The organism is Corynebacterium sp. HMSC055A01 (assembly GCF_001809405.1).
Taxonomy (GTDB): domain Bacteria; phylum Actinomycetota; class Actinomycetes; order Mycobacteriales; family Mycobacteriaceae; genus Corynebacterium; species Corynebacterium hesseae.
On the sequence record NZ_KV797557.1, the window covers coordinates 49,260 to 68,269 of the forward strand.

A 19,010-nucleotide genomic window follows, 5' to 3' on the forward strand; every position below is an offset into this window, starting at 1 on the left:
CAGATCAATAACAAGAATCTTGTTTAGCGTAACGCACCCTGGCAATTTTCGCCTACCCATGGGGGTGCTCCCCAGCTCACACCAAGCTAATGGACAGGATAATCGCTCGGGTCAGACGGCAACATGAGCGTGCGCCCCGAGGTCAGCGAGAAAGCTAGATTCGCGCGGAAGCGCTCCCACGTCAGGGGCGCGCTATAGGAAGCGATGAGTTCCTGCACTTCTGGGCTGTCCAGCGCGGCGCGCGCCTGGCGGGTCTTGTCCTTGTCATACCACGGCGGGAGATACTCGATGTCCGCGCCCGTGAGTGCTGCTTGCCATTCCAGCTCGAGGGATTTGTCGTGGCCCACGCGCCCGCCTTCCTCGCGGGGCATGCGCGCGGCCATCGGCGTGGCCAGACCGATCGTGTCAAGAACCCGGACATTGAGCGGCGCGTTCATCGACGTCATGCCCAAGTTCACCAAGTACACCGTCGGTGGCTCGTTCATTCCCGGCTCGCGCGGAACGGTGAGCCAGTTGAGCAGGTCCTTTTCTTTATCCTCCACATAGATGGTGGCCAGGGCATCTCCGCCAACGAGTTTCTCGCCGGCTTCTTCGTAGCCGCGCATGAACTTCATCCCCAGGTAATCCCGCGCCGAGCGCGGCGGGTGGCCCGCCTCGCGGTGGGTGGCATAGGTCCAGAAATCACGCTCATCCACGATGGACAGCGGCTTTTCATAGGCATCCCAATCCGTCGGATGCCCGCGCAGCACGATGATGAATGCCCACACCGCGCAGAAGGCCACCGCGAGCGAAGACACAAGACCCTTGAGCGGCAGCACGAAAACGGGGAGAAGGGCGGCGAAGAGCGGCAGCAGCAGCATACGTCCGTGCATGAAGTCACCGCCGACGCGCAGCACGTACAGCACGTGCACCGCCGCCGCCCCGACCATCAGGTAGGTCACGGTCGTGGCGCTGCGCAGCGCTGCCGGGCGCAGCTGGGCGCGGAAGGTCCACAACGCCGCACCCGCCAGCACGAGAACGGGCAGGTACAGGGCATAAGGCCCCACGAAATCCTTCAGGTAGTTCAGGCCGCTGCCCCACGCGCTTGACGACGCCGACTTGGCCACCGCCGTGTGCGGAGTCACCAGGCCGTAGTAGCCCATGCGGAAGAATTGGTAGCCCGCGGGGATGGGAAGGGCCGCGCCGAGGATGCCCAGCCACGCCTTCCAATTACGGTGTGCCGCCAAGAGCAGCAGGCCGGCCAGTCCGCCGTAGAGCGCGAACTCCGGGCGCACGAGCCAGGACAGCCCGGCCCACAGCGCTAGCCAGTAGGCGCTGGCGCTATCGCGGGACTGCACCCAGTGCTGCAGCAGCGCCCACAGGGCCGCGAGGTAGAAGATGGACAGGCCCCATTCGAGCCCGGAGGTGAAGAAGTCACGGGCCGGGGGCAGCGCGAGGTAGACCAGCGCACCCGCGGGAGCCACCAGCGGTGCGGCAAACTGGCCCGAGCGGAAGAAGGCGCGTGCCGTGGCCCACGCCCCTAGCACCATCGCCGCAACCGCCAGCACGAGGCCCAGGTTGACGGCGATGGATTCCAGCGGGGCGTTCGTTACCCACCGCACGAGGAGGATCAGGTATTGCCACAGCGTCGAGGTATTCGCCTCGACGCGCTCGCCCGCGTTGAAGACGGGCCCGTTTCCCTCCTCGAGGTTGCGCACAGTGCGCAGGACAATCAGGCCGTCGTCGGAGATCCAGCGGCGGGCGAATCCACCCCAAAACGAGAAAACTCCGATCACGATGACCGAGGCCAGCGCGCTGAGCGCGGCCGCGGTACGTGTATCGGATTTTCGCATGAGGAGAGAGTTTAGCACTTGCCTTGCCCTGTTCCCGATCGCCGCTGGCTAGCCCACCATTACCGGCATGATGTAGACCGCCATGGCGATGCATGCCAGCCACACCAGGGCCAGAATCTGGAGGACGCGGTCCTCCAAGGCGATCTCGTCCGGTGCACCGCCATTGCCGCGGTCCACATCGGCGGCATAGCGCAGGATGGCGATGGTGAACGGCACCATGGAGATTTGGTACCACACGCTGGCCGGGCCATCAGACTCATTGGAGAGCTGGAAGCCCCACAGGGAGTAGGACATGACCACGGCAGTAGCCGCCAGCGTCCAGACGAAGCGCAGGTAGGTGGGCGTGTAGCCCTCCAGGGATTTGCGGATCTTGGCGCCCGTGCGCTGCGCTAAAAGGATCTCCGAGTAGCGCTTACCCGAGGCCATGAACAAGGAGCCGAACGCAGCCACCAGCAGGAACCACTGGGACAGCTCGATGCCCGCCGCCACGCCGCCGGCCATGGTGCGCAGCATGAAGCCGGAGGACACCAGGGCGATGTCAATCACCGGCATGTGCTTCCAGCCGAAGCAATAGCCCAGCTGCAGGCCAATGTAAATGGCCATGACGATGGCGAGCTGCAGGCCCGCCGTGGCCAGGAAGGACAGGCCAATCGAGCCGATGATAAGCACGGCCGCCATGACATAGGCCAGGCCCACCGGAAGCACGCCCGCTGCGATCGGGCGGAAGCGCTTCGTTGGGTGCGCACGGTCAGCCTCCACATCGCGGGCATCGTTGATGAGGTAAATGGAGGACGCGCCCATGCAGAAGACGATGAAGGCGAGGAGGACGTCGAGTAGCACGCGCGAATGGAACAGCGAGTCCGCACCCGCGGCCGCAGGGGCGGCCAAGACCAGGACGTTCTTGACCCACTGCTTGGGGCGCAGGGCCTTGACCATGCCGTCGGCGAGGTTCTTCGGGGGCTTGCGCTTGCGGCCGGTATCGATGCCGGAGGTGTGCGGCTCAGAGTGGAAGACTCTCTGCTCACCGTCGTCGACGCGGTTTGGTCGTTCGCTCATGCGGTCTTCCTTTCATAGCGGTGACATGCTTCCGCGGTGGCGGCCCCCAGCAGGGCGCCGAACGCCGTATCGGATGGGTAATGTACCCCGAGCACCATACGCGAGGCCATCATGACCGGCACACCGACGAGCGGTGCCGGGGTTCCCATGACGTGCGCGGCACCCACGAGGAACGCCGTTGTGGACGTCGCGTGAGAAGAAGGAAACGACAGCTTAGACGGGGTTTTCACGCCCACCTTGACGTAGTCATAATCCGGGCGCTTGCGGCGCACAATGCGCTTGATCACAACGCTGGCCGCGTGCGCCGTAAAAGCGCCCACGCCAACAGCCACCCACTGGCGGCGGCGCGCCGGCTTCTGGTAACTCACGGCAGCACCCAGACCAGAGAGAGCCAGCCAGCCCAGGGCGTGCTCGCCGAAGTGGCTTAAGCCCCGCGCGGTGGGCAGAACGCCGGGGGCCTCGAAGGCCACGTCCTGAATCTTCTCGAGGACGTGGGATTCGGCGATAGACAGCTTATTGGGCATCGAAGACCTTTCGCCAGGACTCGCGGGAGGTCAGCTCCGGCAGGGCCGCGCGGTACTCGGCGCGCAGGTCATCGAAGTTCTCCTCGATTTCCTTGAGCAGCTCGCGGGTGGATTTCACCAGCTCGAGGGCCAGCTCTCGGTCGCGCTTGCGGAAGGCCACGCCGGTGCCGCCCGCGGTGGAGACGGTGGCGGAATCGACGCGGGAGAGCGTGAACCAGCGGGCCTCCTCCGGGGTGAGGTTGAGCTGCGGCGCCTCGTGATGGGCCGGGTCTTCCTTGGTAACCAGGTGCTTGGCAGACTTGATGAGCCACGGAATCTTCTTGATCTTGCCCAGGCGGCCGCCGATGTTGCGGGTGGGCACGCCCGGCGCGCCGGTGGGCGCGGGCAGCTGATCCGCCGACTCGATGATGACGGCGTCCGGGAATTCCTTGCGGATCGCCGCGATGCGCGGCAGCGAGGACTCCAGGATGTCGAAGAGCTGATCCGGGCCGGCCAGGAAGTCCTTCATGGCCTCCAGCTGGATGGCCATGGTGGAGTACTCCATGCACATGGTGTGCTTGAGGGTGGACTTGAAGATGGACTTGGTAATCCCGCGCGCATCGCCCTCGTGGTAAAGGGCCGCCACGATGAGGCGGTTGCGCAGGTGGAAGTAGGCCTGCCAGTCGATGGCATCGTCCTTATCCGCCCACGCCATGTGCCAGATGGCAGCGCCCGGCCAGGTCACCGTGGGGAAACCGTGGGCGGCAGCGCGCAGGGAATATTCGGTGTCATCCCACTTGATGAACAGCGGCAGCGGCTGCCCGATGCTCTCCGCGACGACGCGCGGGAAGAGGCACATCCACCAGCCGTTGTATTCCACGTCGACGCGGCGGTGCAGCGCGCGGGAGTCGTACTTCTTCGGGTCGAGGTGGGACTGGGCGTCACCGATGGCGCGCAGCGGGTACTTGGCAAAGTCGTGGTCGTAAACGGCGTGCTCGGCCGCGCCCCACATGAAGTCGGCGCGGTTGACGCGCTCGCCGGTGGTGCGCAGCTGGGAGCGCTCCTGCAGGTTGAGCATCTGGCCGCCCACGATGAAGGGCTTGGCGGCGTAGCGCGCCGCTTGTACCGCACGGAGGATGGAATCCGGCTCGATGGCGATGTCATCGTCCATGTAGAGGATGTAGGGCGAGTCGGTATTCTCCAGCGCCTCGAACATGATGCGGGAGTAGCCGCCCGAGCCGCCCAGGTTGCCCTGGCGGAACTCGCGGAAGCGCTCACCGAAGTGCGCCACCGCTTCGTCATAGCCCGGCTCGTCCGCCGGGTGCTGGTTGCCCTGATCCGGCATAAGGACGTAGTCGATGATGCCGTCCACCACCGGGTCCTCTGCCAGCGCCTGCAGCGCCGCGACGGCATCGGTGGGGCGGTTGAAAGTCGGGATGCCCACGGCGACGCGCTTGTCCTGCGCCGGGTACTCACTGCCGTCCGGTAGGAGCTGCGGGTTCGGGGCGTGGGGGGCGCACCAGGAGGCGTCGGCAAGCACGGTGTCCTCAACGGCAGAGGCATCGAACCACAGCAGGCCGCCGTCCTCGAAGTTCTTCAGGGGCAGCTCAAACTCGTGGTGGCCGGTGGTCACCACGTGGTTGGCCACGGCGATGCGCTGGCCATCCTGCTTGGAACGGTAGAGGGAAATGTTGGCCTCGCCCTCGACGTCCATCACCAGCACGATGGACTTCAGCTGAGACCAGCGGCGCCAGTAGGCGGCCGGGAAGGCGTTGAAGTAGGTCTCGAAGGAGGCTTCCTCGCCGGCCGGGATGGTCACGGAGGTGCGGCCGCTCCAGCTGAGGCGCTCGCGGTTTTGCTCGGACTCGATGAGGTAGAGCATGCGGACGTCGACCGGCTCGCCACGCTTGGGCAGCAGGATGCGCTGTACGGGTTCGTACGCAGCAGATTTGTTGGCAGTCACGATATTTTCGGTTCTCCACACAGGTTTCGACAGTATTCAGGAACCAAGATTAGTGGTTTCGCACTCTTCAGCTGAGTTCCCACGCGGCTGAAAGCTAAGCCGAGAGGGGTGCATCCTCCGAGATGGGTTCGATGCCCAGACGGTTGAGCATGTAAAGCACGCGGGCGCCGAGGTCGTCAGCCAGCTCGCGGGTCTCCTCTACGGTTTCTGCCGTAGCGATATCCCAAATCTTGATGTCCTTGCCGACTTCGTCGCCTATGATTGCGGCGCCAAAAGGAAATCGACCTCGATGGTCACGAACTCGTGGCCGCAATTGTCAGAGGCTCAAGAGAGTGTCGAATCGGAGGGAGATTGAGAAAGTAGAGAACAATACTGACTAATTTTTCGCTAACTGACAACTATTAACTCTGTGCAATAAGAAGGATACTCCTCATAGCAACACATGATCAGAGTGTCTTTCTTCCTATTTCAGTCAGCTCAAAGAGTCGACTTTAGCGAACCTCTTCCCAACTGCTCCCCAAGTGAGATAAACGCCGGTACAAACAAGAAATGCTGCAAAAAGAACGCCAGCAAGGGAAAACGAAACCTTCAGAGAAATCCCCGCCATCACATGCCCCAATGAGGAACCAAGGATGGGCCTGACCCCCGACGTGTCTACTCTCCGGGGGTCAGGCCCCAAGCCCACCCGTGGAGTTCACAACCTATATAGGAACACGCCCCGACGAGGTGACGAGAATCCCCTCGTCGCTGTCGGACGGCGGTTTCCCGACCGGTGGCCCGGCCGCCGGCAAACCTCACCCGCGGCCGCCCGGGCCCTGTCCATGGCCAAGCCCAGTCTGGTGCCCCCGGCGCCAACGACTTCCGGTGCCACCCCGGGACGGTGAATTGCCCGTCATCCTCATTCCCGGGACCGGGTCGTCGAACAGCTCATCGGTACCGGTGCCTCGAACCACGGGCCCCGGGAGCACAGCGCAGCCGATCGCTTTGACGTCCACCCCGAGATGCGCCACGGATACTCCCGAAACGCCGGCAAAACGAACGCGCTTGCCTGGGAACAGCAGATCTCCGGTTCCATGCTGCTGAATGAGCTGACCATCGGCGACATCACTCGACCGAGCGTGCGGTACACCTTCCTGGGCACGCGGCACGACAATGCCGTGCTCCCCCACTAAAACTCCTTCGTGCGGGAACCCGGCGTCACCAACATCACCGTCCAAGACGTGTGCCCCGCCCACCGCACCGAGCACTACGGCTTCAATTACGCCCCTGTCGCCCAGGGCATCGTCGAGGACCCGCTGACCGGGACGGCGTGGCGGGACCACTGCACCGGTACCGGACCGGAGCGATAGTCCTCGACGGACGAGGATCAGGCGCCCGGGGAGCCTCCCGTCCGGCACGTCCACGACTCGGCGTAGCGGCCGCCCTTCGCCAGCAATTCATCGTGCGTGCCCCGTTCTGCGACCGTCCCGTCCTCCGAAAGCACGACGATGAGGTCGGCATCGCGGACGGTGTGCAGGCGATGGGCGACGACGATCACGGTGTGATCGCCGCGCAACGCTTCCATCGTGCCGACAATCGCCTGCTCAGTGGCCGCATCCAGCGAGGACGTTGGCTCGTCGAAAAGCACCACCGGGGAATCCTTCAGAAGCGCCCGGGCGATGGCGACGCGCTGCCGCTCGCCTCCCGACAGCAGCGTCCCCTCCTCCCCCACCGGGTTATCCCACCCGGAAGGCAGCAGCTCCACGATGCGGTCCACCCCGGATCGCCGGGCGGCCTCGCGCAAGCGGTCTCCGTCGCCGGGCTTGGAACCGAATCCGGGGTCGGCGAAGACCACGTTGTCCCGCACGGACGCGTCGAAGAGGAACGTCTCCTGGAACACCGGGGTCACCAGCGAGTTTACGCCGTCGGTGCCGATCCGAGGCAAGGGCACCCCGCCAATGAGGATCTCCCCCGAGTCCGGATCATGAAAACGCGACAGCAGCCGCATGACCGTCGTCTTGCCCGCCCCCGACGGTCCCACTACGGCAACCAGTGCTCCCTGAGGTGCACGGAAGCTGACGCCGTCGAGAACCTTCTTATCCCCGTACCCGAAGCTCACGCCGCGGAACTCCACGTCATGCCCGTCGGGCAGCTCCGGTGCGGCAGGCTCGGGAAGGGCGGGGATCGCCCGCAGGTCACGCAGCGCAGCCAACGTGTTGCGGCCCGCGCCGAAACCGCCGGACAACGCTCCCGCCGTGGTGATCGGTCCGGTGAACTGGACGACCACAATGAGCATCGGCGCCAAATGCGCCGGTGACATCCCGCCCGTCGCGGCGACCGCCACGGCGACGACCACCGCCGCCGTGAACACCGCATGGACGACCGAGCCCAACCGTCCGATGGCCGCGCCTTGCGTCGACGTCGCCTTCGCGAACGCATCGTGTTGGGCCTGGATCGCCTCATCCACCATCGCGTCCGCCGCCGAACCGTCGCCCGCGGCGCGAATCACCTGCTGGCCGCGGGTGAACTCGATCAGCCTGCCGGAGACGGCAGCTACGGCGTCAGCATGCGCTTCGTCCGACTCCCCGCCAACCCGGCCAATGGCCCGGTAGGCGAAGAAGAGCACCGGCGCCGACGCGACGAGAACCAACCCGACGCGCCAATCCACCGCCAGAATTCCGAGAGCGATGACGGTCGGCGCAACCACAGCAGCGATGACGGGCCTCAGGATCACGTGCGGCACGGACGCCGCGAACGCCATGCCCGAAGACGCCATCTCCGAAAAGCGGCCGGCCGTGGACTTGGTGACGTACCCGAGTGGCAACGTCAGCACGCGTTCGCCCAGGGAACGCAGCAGGGACGACAGCACCGCTGCGGAATTCGCCCTGCCGACCGTCCCCGCGGCGAGGGACAGCACCGCATGGGCGGCCGCGAGGCCGGCGATGACGCCGGTGAAACGCCACGCCGTCGCATCATCTCCCACGGCCAGAGCCGACAGCAGCGGCAGCAGCGCGACGAACGCCGCACCCTGTGCCAGCGCGGCAAGCGCGGCCAACGCAATGAGCCACGCCAGCGTCATCTTCGAGCGCCGATCCGTCATCGACCACAAGTCCCGGATCATCGGTTCCCTGCCTTTTCATCGTCTGCTTCAGTGCCCCGCGGGGCGGATGGTTCGTCGTCGAGCGCGAACGCGCGCCACAGATCCCGGTAGCGGCCACCGCGCGCAAGCAACTCGTCGTGGGTGCCCGCCTCCGCGACCGCTCCCCCATCGAGAACGAGGATGCGGTCGGCGTTGCGGATCGTGCTCAATCTGTGCGCAATCACGATCACCGTCCGCGAACGAGCCAAACGCTCGATTGCGGACTGAATGAGGGCCTCGGAAGCCGGATCCGCGTAAGCGGTTGCCTCGTCGAAGATGAGCACCGGCGCGTCCGTGACAATCGACCTCGCGATGGCCACGCGCTGCGCCTCACCACCGGAAAAGGTCACGTCGACGTTGACCACCGAATCCAGGCCCTTCGGCAGCGCCGCGATGACCGTATCGAGGTTCGCGAGCTTCGCGGCCGCCATGATTTCGCCGTCGGTGGCGTCTCTCCTGGCCAGCCGGATGTTCTCCCGCAAGGGCAGCGTGAGCAACTGCGGATCCTGGAACACCACCGACACCGAACGGTGCACGTCGCGCACGGCGATGTCGCGAAGATCGTCGCCGCCCAGCAGCACCGAGCCTTCGACAGGGTCGTGGAAACGTGCCAACAGCCGGGCGACGGTGGACTTTCCGGAACCGGAGGACCCCACCAGCGCCGTGAGGGTCCCCGGTTCGAACGTCGCGGACATCCCGTCGAGGACCCGCGGCCCATCCCCGTAGGAGAAGACCAGGTTCCGAACCTCGAGCGCGCCCCCGCGCGCGGGCACCGGATCGGCGGGCTCGGCGATCGGCGGCGTGCTCAGCACCTTCGCAATGGACTTCAGAGCGGCGAGCCCCGCGATGATGGGTTCGGAGTTCATGGCCACCCGCACGATCGCCGCGGAGAGTCCAAGGCCGAGAACCAGCCCGGCGACGAGACCCTCGGGTTTGCCGCCCGCGGTGTCCCTCAAAGCGAGGCCGGCGCCGCACACCACTGCGAGGACCGTGATCGGGGACGTCACCACGTCGATGAGCCCGAGATAGATGTTCGACTGCCGGGACCAGGCGGACCACGCGCGGACGAACGACGACGCCGCGGCATCGTAGCGGCCCGCGCCCTGGTTGGCGCGTCCGAAGGACTTCATCACAGGGATGCCGCGCACCAACTCGATGACCGCAGCCGTCACTTTTTCAGAGGCTCGCTCGTAGTCGCGCTGAAGATCGGCTCCGCGCGAAATCATCATGCCCATCAGGGCGAAGGTGACCAGCACTGGGACGACCGCCACCGCCGCGATCCGCCAATCGACCGCGACGAGCGCGATGAGGGAAAGCAGGGGAACCAGCACCGCCACCACGGTCTCGCCGACGGTGTGGCCCATGAGCTGGTGGACGGCCGCGACGTCCTTCTCAACCGACCCGATGATCCCCGACGAGCGCCGGGCGTCCAGCCAGCCCAGCGGCAGCTTCCGGATATGGGCAACCAACCGGCGCCGGAGGTGGAGCTGCAGGTCGTTATCCGCCCGGTGCGAGAGCATGCCGGCGGCGCCGTCTGCAGCCATTCGCACCGTCGCGGCGACGACGATGACAGCCACGGCCAACCACGTCCGATGCACCGGGGCCTCCGGGTACGTCATCGCGATGTCGATGATGCCGACCAGCGAAGCGACGGTAGCCACCGACGACAGGACGGACAACGCGACCACCGCACGCATCCGGGTCCGGATCGGGGCGAGCAGCGACCACGGGCCGACGGTCCCGTCCACGGCGCTCACTTCCCCGCCTCCCCGATCACGCTTTTCTTCGCGAGAGTGCAGAAATACACCATGCCGGCGCGTGAGGCTCCGTCCAGCTTCAGCCCGTTGGCTTCGGCGAGGTCCTCGAGCTCGCTGCCCCGGAACACCCGGTGGCCCATCTTCGCCATGACGGCCATGTCGACCCGCTCGTTCACGTCGGGATCCTCGACGAACGTCTGCACGTAAGCGATGCCGCCGTCGGCGAGCAGCCCGGAGACCCTGCCGAGCGCGGCTCCCGCATCCTTCATTTGGTGGAGCGCGCCGCACACCCAGATTTCACAGGCCCCGCCGGGCTCTCCCGCGAGCGGCGTGAGGATGTCGGCAACGTGGAATTCCGTCCGGGCCCCGAGCCCGTCGGCGGCGGCGCGTTCGCGGGCGATGCGGATCGCATTGGGCGACAGGTCGTAGCCGACGATGTTCGCCCTGCGATAGCGAGACTCAGCGGCGAGCGTGCGGGCGAGCCACCCGGTTCCGCAACCGAGGTCGAGGACCCGGGCCGGCGCATCCGGCCCGGGATCCAGCGCACGGAGCTTCCGGTACACGGCGGCGGCGTCCATCGGTTCGCGCGCATAGCGGCTTAGGAACCTCGGCTCGACCTTGTCCTCGTAGGCCGCGAGGAGCCTGCGGTTGTTCTGGACGATCTGGGCGATCGACTTCATCTGGTTCTGTCTCCGGGTGTGTGGGCCGCGTCCACGCGGCGGTTTCGGGTTAGATGCTCGGATTCGCGGGCCGTCATGCAGACTCCCCCGGCCTCGTTTTCACGGCGATGCCCCACGCCGCGAGCACGGCGATACCAAAGAACCAGGCCGCGCAGACCACCAGACCCGCAGCCCCGGTGCCGTTGACGGCCTCGCCGGCCGCGGATACGGGGGTGTGCCCGGCGATTCCGCGCAGGAGGGGACGGAAGTGGTCGGCGGGCATGAGCACCGTGTTGACGAACATCGCAACGATGATTAACGGGATGAGGGCCACGGAGCCCTGGGGGCTGGTGATGGAGAACGCGATGTACGTGCCGGTGCATGCGGCCGCCGCGGCAACCATCGCGCCGGTCACCGCGATCCTCCACCACCAGGACGCCTCAGGGGGGCTGTCGGAAAGCAAGGCGGCCACCGCCGCGACGACGACCGACATCGCCATGATCCGGATGAACTCAGCGATGATCCGTGCGACCGGCACGGCCGCGTACGGCGCCGGCATGGTGATCAACCGCTCGTGGAGGCCATTGCTGCGTTCAACGAACACAGTGGACGATCCCGTGATGGCCAAGATGAACGCCCACGTCGTCACGACCAGGATGACCGCGTTCGGGAGTTCGAACTCTCCGGTGAGCTGCCTGACCAGGCTACCGAACATGCGGTTGACGATGAACAGGTACACGAGCGGAGCAATGAACGTCATGAACCAGAAGTCGGGGCGCCGCAGCCAAATGTGGGCAATGCGCCGCAGATGCACGAAGATGGGGCCGATCATGATTCGCTCCTCGAGGTGAACCGGCGGATGAACAAGACGATTCCGGCGACCGCCGCGACACCGAGCCACAGGGCTGCCTCTTCCCCGGCACTATCCGGGAAGGCATCCGGGGACGCCGCCCTGATCACCTCGATGATCGGCGAAAACGGCATGTGACGTACGACGTCGCGCAGGGAGCCGTCCAAAGCGGTCGCCGGAATGAACGCGGTGGAGAACATGAGCAGCAGCATTTCCAGCGCCTGGATCGATGAGGCTGTCGACACCGGGGCGGGCACCATCAGGATCACCCCGTCCGTGACCAGGGACAGGACCGCGGCGGCGAGCAGTGACCACAGGACTGTCCACGCGACGTCACCGAGAGCCATGTCGAGGCCGCAGGACCACGCGACGACCAGCAGCGCCGCGATCGACGCGGACATCCGCAGCACATCGGTGGCGAGCCTGCCGGCGACATAGCCGCCTGTGGCCCCGGGCAGCACGCGCACGCGGTCAACGAGCCCGGATTCGACGTCCTGTCCCACCGCCATCGCCGACGCCGCGGCGGTGAACATCGCCGCCTGGAACAGGCAGCCGCCGAGCACGAAACGCAGGTACCCGAAGCCGGATTGCCCTGCCGAGTACCCAAACACCGCGTACAGGCACAGCAGGAAGAGGGGAGGAACGACGAACATGGAGATCAGCGACGCGGTGTTGCGTCGCAACAGCAGCAGATCCCGACGGAGGAACGCCGCGACCGACGTCGCACTCATCGCGCCGCACCCCCTGCGTTCATCGATATGAATACCTCGTTGAGGGTGGGCGGCGACACGCTCAGCGAATCCGGCAACGCGTCCGAGGCCTCCATCGCCTGCGCCACCGCCTCGAGGACCTGCGGTCCGGGGTCGACGTCGAGGGACACCGACTTCCCCGCGACGCGGGCGCCGTCCAGGCACGTTCCTCCGAGGCAGCGGGCGAACGCCTCCGCCTCGGCGGTGGTGGCAAAGGACACGCGGAGCACGTGCGACCCGAAGTCGCGGCGCAATTCCTCCGGCGTTCCGCTGGCGACGATGCGGCGGTCCTTGAGCAGATGGACGTGGTCGGCCAGTGCCTCCGCCTCTTCCAGGTACTGGGTGGTCAGCACCAGGGTCATTCCGTCGTCCCGCAGTTGCCGGATGAAGCCCCACAGCTCTTCGCGGCTGACCGGGTCCAGCCCCGTCGTGGGTTCGTCGAGGAACAGCAGCCTGGGCACGACGCACAGCGACGCGGCGATGTCGAGACGGCGCCGCATGCCACCCGAATAGGCCGACGCCAACGTCGAAGCACTGTCTGCGAGCGAGAATTGCGCGAGCAGTTCCGTCGCGCGGGCGGCCGCGTCGGCGCGGTCGAGTCCGCGCAGCCGCCCGAAGAACTCCAGGTTCTCCCGGCCGGTGAGGTTCTCGTCGATCGCCGCGAATTGGCCGGTGGTGGCAATGTCGGCGCGCACGCCCGCCGGATCCTCTTTCACATCGCGCGAGAAGATGCTCACCTCGCCGGAGTCTGCGGTAATGAGCGTCGACAGGATTCGGATGAGGGTGGTCTTGCCTGCGCCGTTGTGGCCGAGGAACGACACGATCGACCCGGCGGGCACGGTGAAACTCACGCCGTCGAGCACATGCTTGCGCATCCGGGCGCCGCGCTTTCCCTTGCGCCCGCCGTCCGGCGGAGCACCTGCCCCGCCTTCGGGCGCGGTGCCGGCTTTGCCCGCAATCGGGTAGCTCTTCGTGAGGTCGCGGACGACGATCGCCGCACCCCGTTCAGCTTGATCTGTCATCGTTTCTCCTTTTCTTTGGTGTCGCAGTGGGCCGCTGCCGGCAGTGGCCCCGTGGTCGGGTTGTCATGCGGCGTTTCGATATGGATGCCCGCATCGCGGGCGAAGGCGAGGACCGGTTCGAGGAGCCGGGGTGGCCGACGAGATCCCGGCACCCCGGCGCGACCGGCTTCCCCGCGACCGACGCAACGGTGGCGGCAGCAATCGCCGCGGTCATTTTGTAGGAACCTGGGCCGGTCGCCCGGACTACGGTCGTCTCGGCCGCCGGCCCCGCATCGCCCGCGCCGGCGTAGACGCAGCCCCAGAACGCCCGGATGAGCCCGCGGTTCTCCGAAACTTGGAAGATCACGCGATCGCCGGGGCCGATGCCGGCTTCAGCCAACCGAGTCGCAGCCGCCACCGCCTCCGCATGGACCCGGCCGTACGGGACGAGGACGTCCCGCCGATTCTCGACGAAGGTGATCCCCTTCTTCGTCTCATCGGCCTTGTCCCGAAGCACGTCGCTGATGGTCCGGATCGTGTTCACTGGTACCTCTTTCGGTTGCCGGCGCCATGCCGGTGCCGGGCGGACCGGGCCCGCATGGCGCGACCCGGAGGATGTGTCTGAAGGGTTGAAGCAACTGGGTGGGGCGCGTCTCCGTACAGGCTCGGAAACGCTCGCGGGCTCGGGGCCCGCCGGTTCCGGGTGCCCGTCAAGTCACTGCGGACACCAGGGCGGCAACGAAGGCCGCGGCGGACGCTGCAGCCGCGAAACCGTCACGCACTCGCCAGGGGTGATCGGTGCGGAAGGTACGTCGCGGATGGCGGCCGAAGTTGCGCATCACCAGGGTCAGGGACAGCTTTTCGGCGCAGCGCACGGCGCTGACGAACAGGGGAAAGGCGATGCGCGCGGGCGTCGTCGCGCGAATGAAGCCGGAGCGGAAAGACTGCCCCGGTCGCATCGAGCGCAATCTAATCGCCCATGTCAGCTGGGGGATTTCGCTGCGCAGGAACGCCGCGATGCTCACCCCGGAAATCGCTATGGTGCACCATGTGTAGGGCACCCGGAGGCGTTGCACCATGGCGTCGAAAAGCTCCTCGACGCGCATACACGCGGAGACCAGGACCGTCCCCGCAAACACGGCCGTCAGTAGCAGTCCGTGATGGATGCCGTGGCGGACAGCCTCCGCCGGATCCCCACTGCCGTAGAACTCGGAGCGCCACCCGAGCAGGCCGAAGAACACCCCGATCAACAGGACGAGGAGGACCTTCCCCGCCGTCGCCCGAACGTCGCGTTCCGCGATCGCAGCGAGTGCGAGGAACGCGACCCCCGTCAGAGCGAGAACGGCGTCTCCGCCGGAGAGCAGCCCGGCGACGAGGACGAGCATCACCGCCGCGACAATCGTGATGGCGTTCAACCCCGCGCGCCTTCGAGCGGCGGATCCACTGGTCCAGGGGCTTTCGTCCAAGGACGTCCGTGCGCCGGCCGCGGGCAGTGCGCGATCCCGCCGGGACGACTCCGGGGAAGCCGGCACGTCGGCTGCGGGACCGGACCAGGCGACCTTCCCTTCGGCGACGATGCTCGCCCGATCCGCCCACGTTCGCGCAGCACGGCGGTCGTGGCACGTGAACACAACGGTTCCGCCGGCCCCTGCGTATTCCGCTAGGGCATCCAGTACGATGCGCGAGCTCGGCGAATCCAGATGCGCCAACGGCTCGTCGAGAAGCAGCAAACGGCGATTGGCCGCCACCGCCAGGAAGATGCCCAACCGTCTTTTCTGTCCGCCCGACAGGACGAACGGCGAGACGGGGTCAAGTGCCCGGGGGCACAAGGCTTCCCGCAGTTTCCACAGCTCATCGGCGCCGAGTGGTCCGTGCGGGTCCGTGCCGGCCAGCGCGGAGTCGATTTCCGCGGCGACGGTCGCGCGGGTGAACTGGTGCTCGGGGTTCTGGAACGCCAACGACGCGAAGGCGTCGGGGACGCGCCGGGCGGACGCGCCGTCAATCCGGAGGTCCGCTCCCGCCTTCATCTGGCCCGACAGCACCGCCAGCAAGGTGGACTTACCGACTCCGTTGGCACCGACTAGGGCATGAATCTCGCCCCGTTCCAGTGTCAGATCGGCCCCGTTCAGGATCCGCTCCCTGCCCCGGGCCACATGGGCTCCGGTCAAGGCCAGCAGTGGAACGGCGTCCGCCTCCGATTCCGGATCGGCGCCATCCCCGGCTCCCCGGGGCCTTCGCCGCCGGTCCGGACTGAGACGGTCCGGTGCCCCCGTGCCCGGCGTACTGGCTTCCGGCGCTCCGGCGGTCGCGGCCGACGTCGCAATGCCCTTCACCGCGATACCCTCCGGCGCTCCGTGCGCGGCGACGCTCCCGTCCGCATCGAGGATTGTCACCGTGTCGACCCACCCGTCGAACGGACGGAGGTCGTGCTCGATGAGCAGGATGACGCGCCCCGGGGCCCGCAAATCACGGATGGCGGCGAACAGCGCCCGCCGACCGTCCTCGTCGACGTGGGCGGCGGGCTCGTCGAAGATCATGACCTCCGGCGCCCTGGCCACCGCACCAGCGATGGCCATCCGCTGGCGTTGCCCGCCCGACAAAGCCCACGGATCCTTCTCCGCGAGCTCTGACAGCCCGAGCTCCGATAGAGCCTCGGCTGATCGCTTGGCGACGATACCGGCTTCCACGAGGGAAAACTCGAGGGCCATGGCCACGTCATCGACGACTCGGAGCGTGAGCACCTGCGTCGCCGGGTCTTGCCCGACGAAGGTGACCCGGTCCCCGTCCACGGGGCGTTCGGTGCCGTCGGCATCGACGATGTGCACGAATCCGGCATGGTCGATGGGGATGTGCGAGGGAATCAGTCCAGCGATGAGGTGGGCCAGGCTTGTCTTTCCGCATCCCACGGGTCCCGTGATGGCGTTGATCGTGCCGAAATCGAAGGAGAGATCCACCATGTCGGGTGCCCATCGCCCATCGGCGTGCCGCACGCCCGCGCCCCTAACCCGTAACCGGGCCGGGGCCGTCCCGCGTGTCGCACCGGCGCACGCGGGTGCTCCGCCGGTCACCGGGTGACCCCGCGGCTGCGAAGCCCCTTTGCGACGGCAAAGCCCAGGACCAAAAACACCAAGCTCGAGGCCAAGGCTACGGCGAAGCTGATCAGGGTCATGGGCGTGGTCGGCGAGTCGACGCCAACTGCGCGCGGGGCCATCGTTCCCATCAGCGCGGAGAACAACATCGCCGACGCCACGAACTGGGTACGCGTCCACCGCCGGTACAGGGTGACCATGAATGGAAGCTCGATGAGCAATCCTTCCATGATCAGCGCCCCGATCGCGGCGACGCCGAACGGGGTGGTCGCCGCGGACACGACGCCCATGGCAAGGCACGCGATGAGGCTCGCGCCAGGCTTGCGGACGACGATGAGGGGAACGACGCACTGCAGGAACCACAACCCGAGCGTCGCCGCGACGAGATAAACGTGGGCGATGCCGGCGAACACCTGCAGGTAGGTCAGGGGCACGACGACGAGAGACCCCGCGACGCCGATCGCGGCGGCGACGAGCATATCGCGGGTGGATGGTCGGCCACCCGCTGCGACCGGTGCGACGTGTACCAACCGCCCGTCGTCCGTCTGCGACGCCACCGCGTCGCCGTCGCCCGTCCCGTCCGGGCCCGCGTCCCCGACTCCCCCTCCGGAGAGGGGTTCTCTGGTCGATCCACGTTTTCTGTTCATCGTCGCCGCCTCGCTTCCGTTGCCGATTCCCGATCAGGAACATAACTTGAAACAGTATTAGGTTAGGCAATCCTTAGCCACTTATGCCAGACTCGAATTATTGACTTTGCCCCCGCTTCCCCCCATTACGTTGTTAGCAGTTCCACCTCAGGGCACCGAAGATTCATAACCTGTCCACCCGATTGGGCTGGTTATGTTTATTTCCGTTCCCTCCGTCTGAAAGGACAGTGGAACTAGTCGCTGGCTTCGGTATGGCTTATTCCCGCCCCTGTCTGAAAATGATCCGGGGGTGATGCCGCCGAAGACAGTGACATACTCAAACTGCTAATAGGAACCTGACCCAGCCCAGGTGGTATGAGGTCTCACAGTAATGTGGATGCCAGCGCAAGCATGTCCGACAACCCCAGCGATGAAGCTTAAATAGTCCAACTTCTCATTCATCGCTAGGAGGCATACACCCATGGCCTATGACTTCGTCATTGGCGTAGACGTCGGCAAATACTTCCACCACGCCTGCGTCCTCGATCCCCAAGGCAGGCAAGTCCTGTCCAAACGCATCAATCAGCATGAAGGCTCGCTACGCAAGCTCTTCGGCCAATTCCTCGCCGACAACGCCTCGGTCCTTGTTATTCCCAACAACATCGGCCGGTTGACCGTCGCAGTCGCCCAAGACATGGGGGCAGATGTTCGCTATCTACCAGGGCTTGCGATGCGACAGCTCTCTCGCATCCACGTCGGCAACTCCAAGACCGATGTACGCGACGCCTACGTCATCGCCCATGCCGGCCTTAACCTTCCAGATTCCCTGCGCAGTGTCGACCGCGTTGAGGAAGTCTTTATCCAGCTGATTTAGGCCGTGACAGCGGCATCCTCCGAGATGGGCTCGATTCCCAGGCGGTTGAGCATGTAGAGCACGCGGGCGCCGAGGTCATCGGCCAGCTCGCGGGTCTCCTCCACGGTCTCGGCGGTGGCGATGTCCCAAATCTTGATGTCCTTGCCGGCCTCGTCGCGCGGGATCTCGCGGCCCAAGTACACGATGTAATCCGGGATGGTCACCAGACGCAGGTCCTCGAGGTAGCGGTCCGGGTGCTCCGCCATGCCGCGCTCTTGGAGCACGTGGGCCATGTGGGAGTCGGGGTCGTTTTCGGGGTGGGCTACGGCGGCGTCGACAAGCAGGGCCTCGCCGGCGTACTTCTTCGTCAGCGCTACGGCAGCCTGCGCCAGCGCGTGGTCAGCTCCTGCGGCGAAACGCACGTGGATGCGGTGGGTGCCGAAGTGCTCGCGGACCTCGCGCTCCACCATCACGGGGATGAACTCTTCTAAGGTTGCGCCGGCCTCGTGGCGCTCAATGGTGGCGTCGAGGAAGGAATCAATCTCCTGCGCGGTGTACTCGTGGCCATAATCTGCGTGCAAGTCTTGGCGCAACGTATCGAAACGGCGGGCATTCGGGGAAGTCATCTCTAAACTCACTTTCTGTTCGCCTATTGTTAACCTGCTGTTAACTTTAATCAATCGTTGAGCGTCCGACAAGTTTTATGTGCGGCGTCCCGGCCCCGTGCGCTGGCGAAACCTCCCAAAGAAAGGCCAAAGGCCTGCCGGGTGTTCCGGCAGGCCTTCCTGGATTGTTCCTTCTTCTTATCGGGAATGCGCGTTGCGCGACTGCGCAGCTTGAGGTGTTCCTCGAGCCGCTCCGGGGACATCTTCCACATGCTGCGGTCTGCACGCTTCTTCTTGCGCTGGGCCATGCCGTCACCTCCTTCCATCGAGGTGTCTCAGCATAGCGCGC

17 protein-coding genes and 2 pseudogenes are annotated in these 19,010 nt (G+C 66.0%); 2 read left to right on the top strand and 17 right to left on the bottom strand.

What is annotated here, in order from left to right; all coding sequences use genetic code 11:
- Nucleotides 1-86: 86 nt before the first annotated feature.
- The 6 genes and pseudogenes from HMPREF2604_RS04130 to HMPREF2604_RS13860 all read right to left on the bottom strand — a co-directional run bounded on the left by HMPREF2604_RS04130 (nt 87) and on the right by HMPREF2604_RS13860 (nt 6,523).
- Nucleotides 87-1,832 carry an arabinofuranosyltransferase AftB family protein gene (locus HMPREF2604_RS04130; protein WP_070523808.1) on the bottom strand — a complete coding sequence of 582 codons (1,746 nt, stop codon included), beginning with the start codon at nt 1,830-1,832 and terminating at the stop codon, nt 87-89.
- Between the two features lie 48 nt (nt 1,833-1,880).
- Complete coding sequence (locus HMPREF2604_RS04135; RefSeq protein WP_070523811.1) at nt 1,881-2,888, bottom strand: decaprenyl-phosphate phosphoribosyltransferase; 1,008 nt, start codon at nt 2,886-2,888, stop codon at nt 1,881-1,883.
- Nucleotides 2,885-3,412 (bottom strand): phosphatase PAP2 family protein, encoded by a 528-nt coding sequence (locus HMPREF2604_RS04140; RefSeq protein WP_070563420.1) that lies wholly within the window; start codon nt 3,410-3,412, stop codon nt 2,885-2,887. Before HMPREF2604_RS04140 ends, HMPREF2604_RS04135 begins: the two co-directional genes overlap by 4 nt.
- Nucleotides 3,402-5,354: a glycosyltransferase gene (locus HMPREF2604_RS04145; RefSeq protein ID WP_070563423.1), complete on the bottom strand. Its 1,953-nt coding sequence runs from the start codon at nt 5,352-5,354 to the stop codon at nt 3,402-3,404. Before HMPREF2604_RS04145 ends, HMPREF2604_RS04140 begins: the two co-directional genes overlap by 11 nt.
- 94 nt (nt 5,355-5,448) lie before the next feature.
- Nucleotides 5,449-5,607 (bottom strand): annotated as a pseudogene (locus HMPREF2604_RS04150) (protein tyrosine phosphatase); the annotation flags it as partial.
- 541 nt (nt 5,608-6,148) lie between these two features.
- The gene (locus HMPREF2604_RS13860; protein ID WP_141746424.1) at nt 6,149-6,523 is read right to left on the bottom strand and encodes a hypothetical protein; all 375 of its coding nucleotides are present in this window, start codon (nt 6,521-6,523) and stop codon (nt 6,149-6,151) included.
- 12 nt (nt 6,524-6,535) lie between these two features.
- Between HMPREF2604_RS13860 and HMPREF2604_RS14040 the strand changes: the two genes are divergently transcribed.
- The gene (locus HMPREF2604_RS14040) at nt 6,536-6,703 is read left to right on the top strand and encodes a hypothetical protein (protein WP_154736589.1); all 168 of its coding nucleotides are present in this window, start codon (nt 6,536-6,538) and stop codon (nt 6,701-6,703) included.
- Between the two features lie 17 nt (nt 6,704-6,720).
- Here the strand turns inward: HMPREF2604_RS14040 and HMPREF2604_RS04160 are convergent, their stop codons facing one another.
- The 9 genes from HMPREF2604_RS04160 to HMPREF2604_RS04200 all read right to left on the bottom strand — a co-directional run bounded on the left by HMPREF2604_RS04160 (nt 6,721) and on the right by HMPREF2604_RS04200 (nt 17,056).
- Complete coding sequence (locus tag HMPREF2604_RS04160; protein ID WP_070517736.1) at nt 6,721-8,454, bottom strand: ABC transporter ATP-binding protein; 1,734 nt, start codon at nt 8,452-8,454, stop codon at nt 6,721-6,723.
- A complete protein-coding gene (locus HMPREF2604_RS04165) occupies nt 8,451-10,229 on the bottom strand; it encodes an ABC transporter ATP-binding protein (RefSeq protein ID WP_070531852.1) in 1,779 nt (592 codons plus the stop codon). The genes HMPREF2604_RS04160 and HMPREF2604_RS04165 overlap by 4 nt, the downstream gene beginning before the upstream one ends.
- Nucleotides 10,226-10,909 (bottom strand): class I SAM-dependent methyltransferase, encoded by a 684-nt coding sequence (locus tag HMPREF2604_RS04170; RefSeq protein ID WP_070523823.1) that lies wholly within the window; start codon nt 10,907-10,909, stop codon nt 10,226-10,228. The genes HMPREF2604_RS04165 and HMPREF2604_RS04170 overlap by 4 nt, the downstream gene beginning before the upstream one ends.
- A 73-nt stretch (nt 10,910-10,982) precedes the next feature.
- The gene (locus tag HMPREF2604_RS04175; RefSeq protein WP_070523826.1) at nt 10,983-11,720 is read right to left on the bottom strand and encodes an ABC transporter permease; all 738 of its coding nucleotides are present in this window, start codon (nt 11,718-11,720) and stop codon (nt 10,983-10,985) included.
- Complete coding sequence (locus tag HMPREF2604_RS04180) at nt 11,717-12,469, bottom strand: ABC transporter permease (protein ID WP_070517740.1); 753 nt, start codon at nt 12,467-12,469, stop codon at nt 11,717-11,719. Before HMPREF2604_RS04180 ends, HMPREF2604_RS04175 begins: the two co-directional genes overlap by 4 nt.
- Nucleotides 12,466-13,509, bottom strand: coding sequence for an ABC transporter ATP-binding protein (locus tag HMPREF2604_RS04185; protein WP_070563426.1), 1,044 nt, complete (start codon nt 13,507-13,509; stop codon nt 12,466-12,468). The genes HMPREF2604_RS04180 and HMPREF2604_RS04185 overlap by 4 nt, the downstream gene beginning before the upstream one ends.
- Nucleotides 13,493-14,032 carry a hypothetical protein gene (locus HMPREF2604_RS14275; protein ID WP_246818367.1) on the bottom strand — a complete coding sequence of 180 codons (540 nt, stop codon included), beginning with the start codon at nt 14,030-14,032 and terminating at the stop codon, nt 13,493-13,495. Before HMPREF2604_RS14275 ends, HMPREF2604_RS04185 begins: the two co-directional genes overlap by 17 nt.
- Before the next feature lie 166 nt (nt 14,033-14,198).
- Complete coding sequence (locus tag HMPREF2604_RS04195; protein WP_246818368.1) at nt 14,199-16,445, bottom strand: ATP-binding cassette domain-containing protein; 2,247 nt, start codon at nt 16,443-16,445, stop codon at nt 14,199-14,201.
- 107 nt (nt 16,446-16,552) lie between these two features.
- Nucleotides 16,553-17,056, bottom strand: a complete 504-nt coding sequence (locus HMPREF2604_RS04200) for an ECF transporter S component (RefSeq protein ID WP_230307979.1) — start codon at nt 17,054-17,056, stop codon at nt 16,553-16,555.
- 628 nt (nt 17,057-17,684) lie between these two features.
- Here HMPREF2604_RS04200 and HMPREF2604_RS04205 point away from each other — a divergent pair.
- Nucleotides 17,685-18,071: pseudogene (locus HMPREF2604_RS04205) on the top strand (IS110 family transposase); the annotation flags it as partial.
- A gap of 2 nt (nt 18,072-18,073) precedes the next feature.
- Here the strand turns inward: HMPREF2604_RS04205 and HMPREF2604_RS04210 are convergent.
- Together HMPREF2604_RS04210 and HMPREF2604_RS04215 are read right to left on the bottom strand one after the other, a co-directional pair.
- Nucleotides 18,074-18,682: a three-helix bundle dimerization domain-containing protein gene (locus tag HMPREF2604_RS04210; protein ID WP_046647606.1), complete on the bottom strand. Its 609-nt coding sequence runs from the start codon at nt 18,680-18,682 to the stop codon at nt 18,074-18,076.
- 50 nt (nt 18,683-18,732) lie between these two features.
- A complete protein-coding gene (locus HMPREF2604_RS04215) occupies nt 18,733-18,969 on the bottom strand; it encodes a hypothetical protein (protein ID WP_046647607.1) in 237 nt (78 codons plus the stop codon).
- Nucleotides 18,970-19,010: the final 41 nt, after the last annotated feature.

Excerpts from the sequence above, each read along its gene's own strand:
- HMPREF2604_RS04140 (WP_070563420.1), bottom strand. The coding sequence starts at position 3,412 with ATGCCCAATAAGCTGTCTATCGCCGAATCCCACGTCCTCGAGAAGATT.
- HMPREF2604_RS04180 (WP_070517740.1), bottom strand. The coding sequence starts at position 12,469 with ATGAGTGCGACGTCGGTCGCGGCGTTCCTCCGTCGGGATCTGCTGCTG.
- HMPREF2604_RS04195 (WP_246818368.1), bottom strand. The coding sequence starts at position 16,445 with ATGGTGGATCTCTCCTTCGATTTCGGCACGATCAACGCCATCACGGGA.
- HMPREF2604_RS04170 (WP_070523823.1), bottom strand. The coding sequence starts at position 10,909 with ATGAAGTCGATCGCCCAGATCGTCCAGAACAACCGCAGGCTCCTCGCG.
- HMPREF2604_RS04210 (WP_046647606.1), bottom strand. The coding sequence starts at position 18,682 with ATGACTTCCCCGAATGCCCGCCGTTTCGATACGTTGCGCCAAGACTTG.
- HMPREF2604_RS04200 (WP_230307979.1), bottom strand. The coding sequence starts at position 17,056 with ATGCTCGTCGCCGCCGCGATCGGCGTCGCGGGGTCTCTCGTCGTCGTG.
- HMPREF2604_RS04160 (WP_070517736.1), bottom strand. The coding sequence starts at position 8,454 with ATGATCCGGGACTTGTGGTCGATGACGGATCGGCGCTCGAAGATGACG.
- HMPREF2604_RS04215 (WP_046647607.1), bottom strand. The coding sequence starts at position 18,969 with ATGGCCCAGCGCAAGAAGAAGCGTGCAGACCGCAGCATGTGGAAGATG.
- HMPREF2604_RS04135 (WP_070523811.1), bottom strand. The coding sequence starts at position 2,888 with ATGAGCGAACGACCAAACCGCGTCGACGACGGTGAGCAGAGAGTCTTC.
- HMPREF2604_RS04130 (WP_070523808.1), bottom strand. The coding sequence starts at position 1,832 with ATGCGAAAATCCGATACACGTACCGCGGCCGCGCTCAGCGCGCTGGCC.
- HMPREF2604_RS04175 (WP_070523826.1), bottom strand. The coding sequence starts at position 11,720 with ATGATCGGCCCCATCTTCGTGCATCTGCGGCGCATTGCCCACATTTGG.
- HMPREF2604_RS04185 (WP_070563426.1), bottom strand. The coding sequence starts at position 13,509 with ATGACAGATCAAGCTGAACGGGGTGCGGCGATCGTCGTCCGCGACCTC.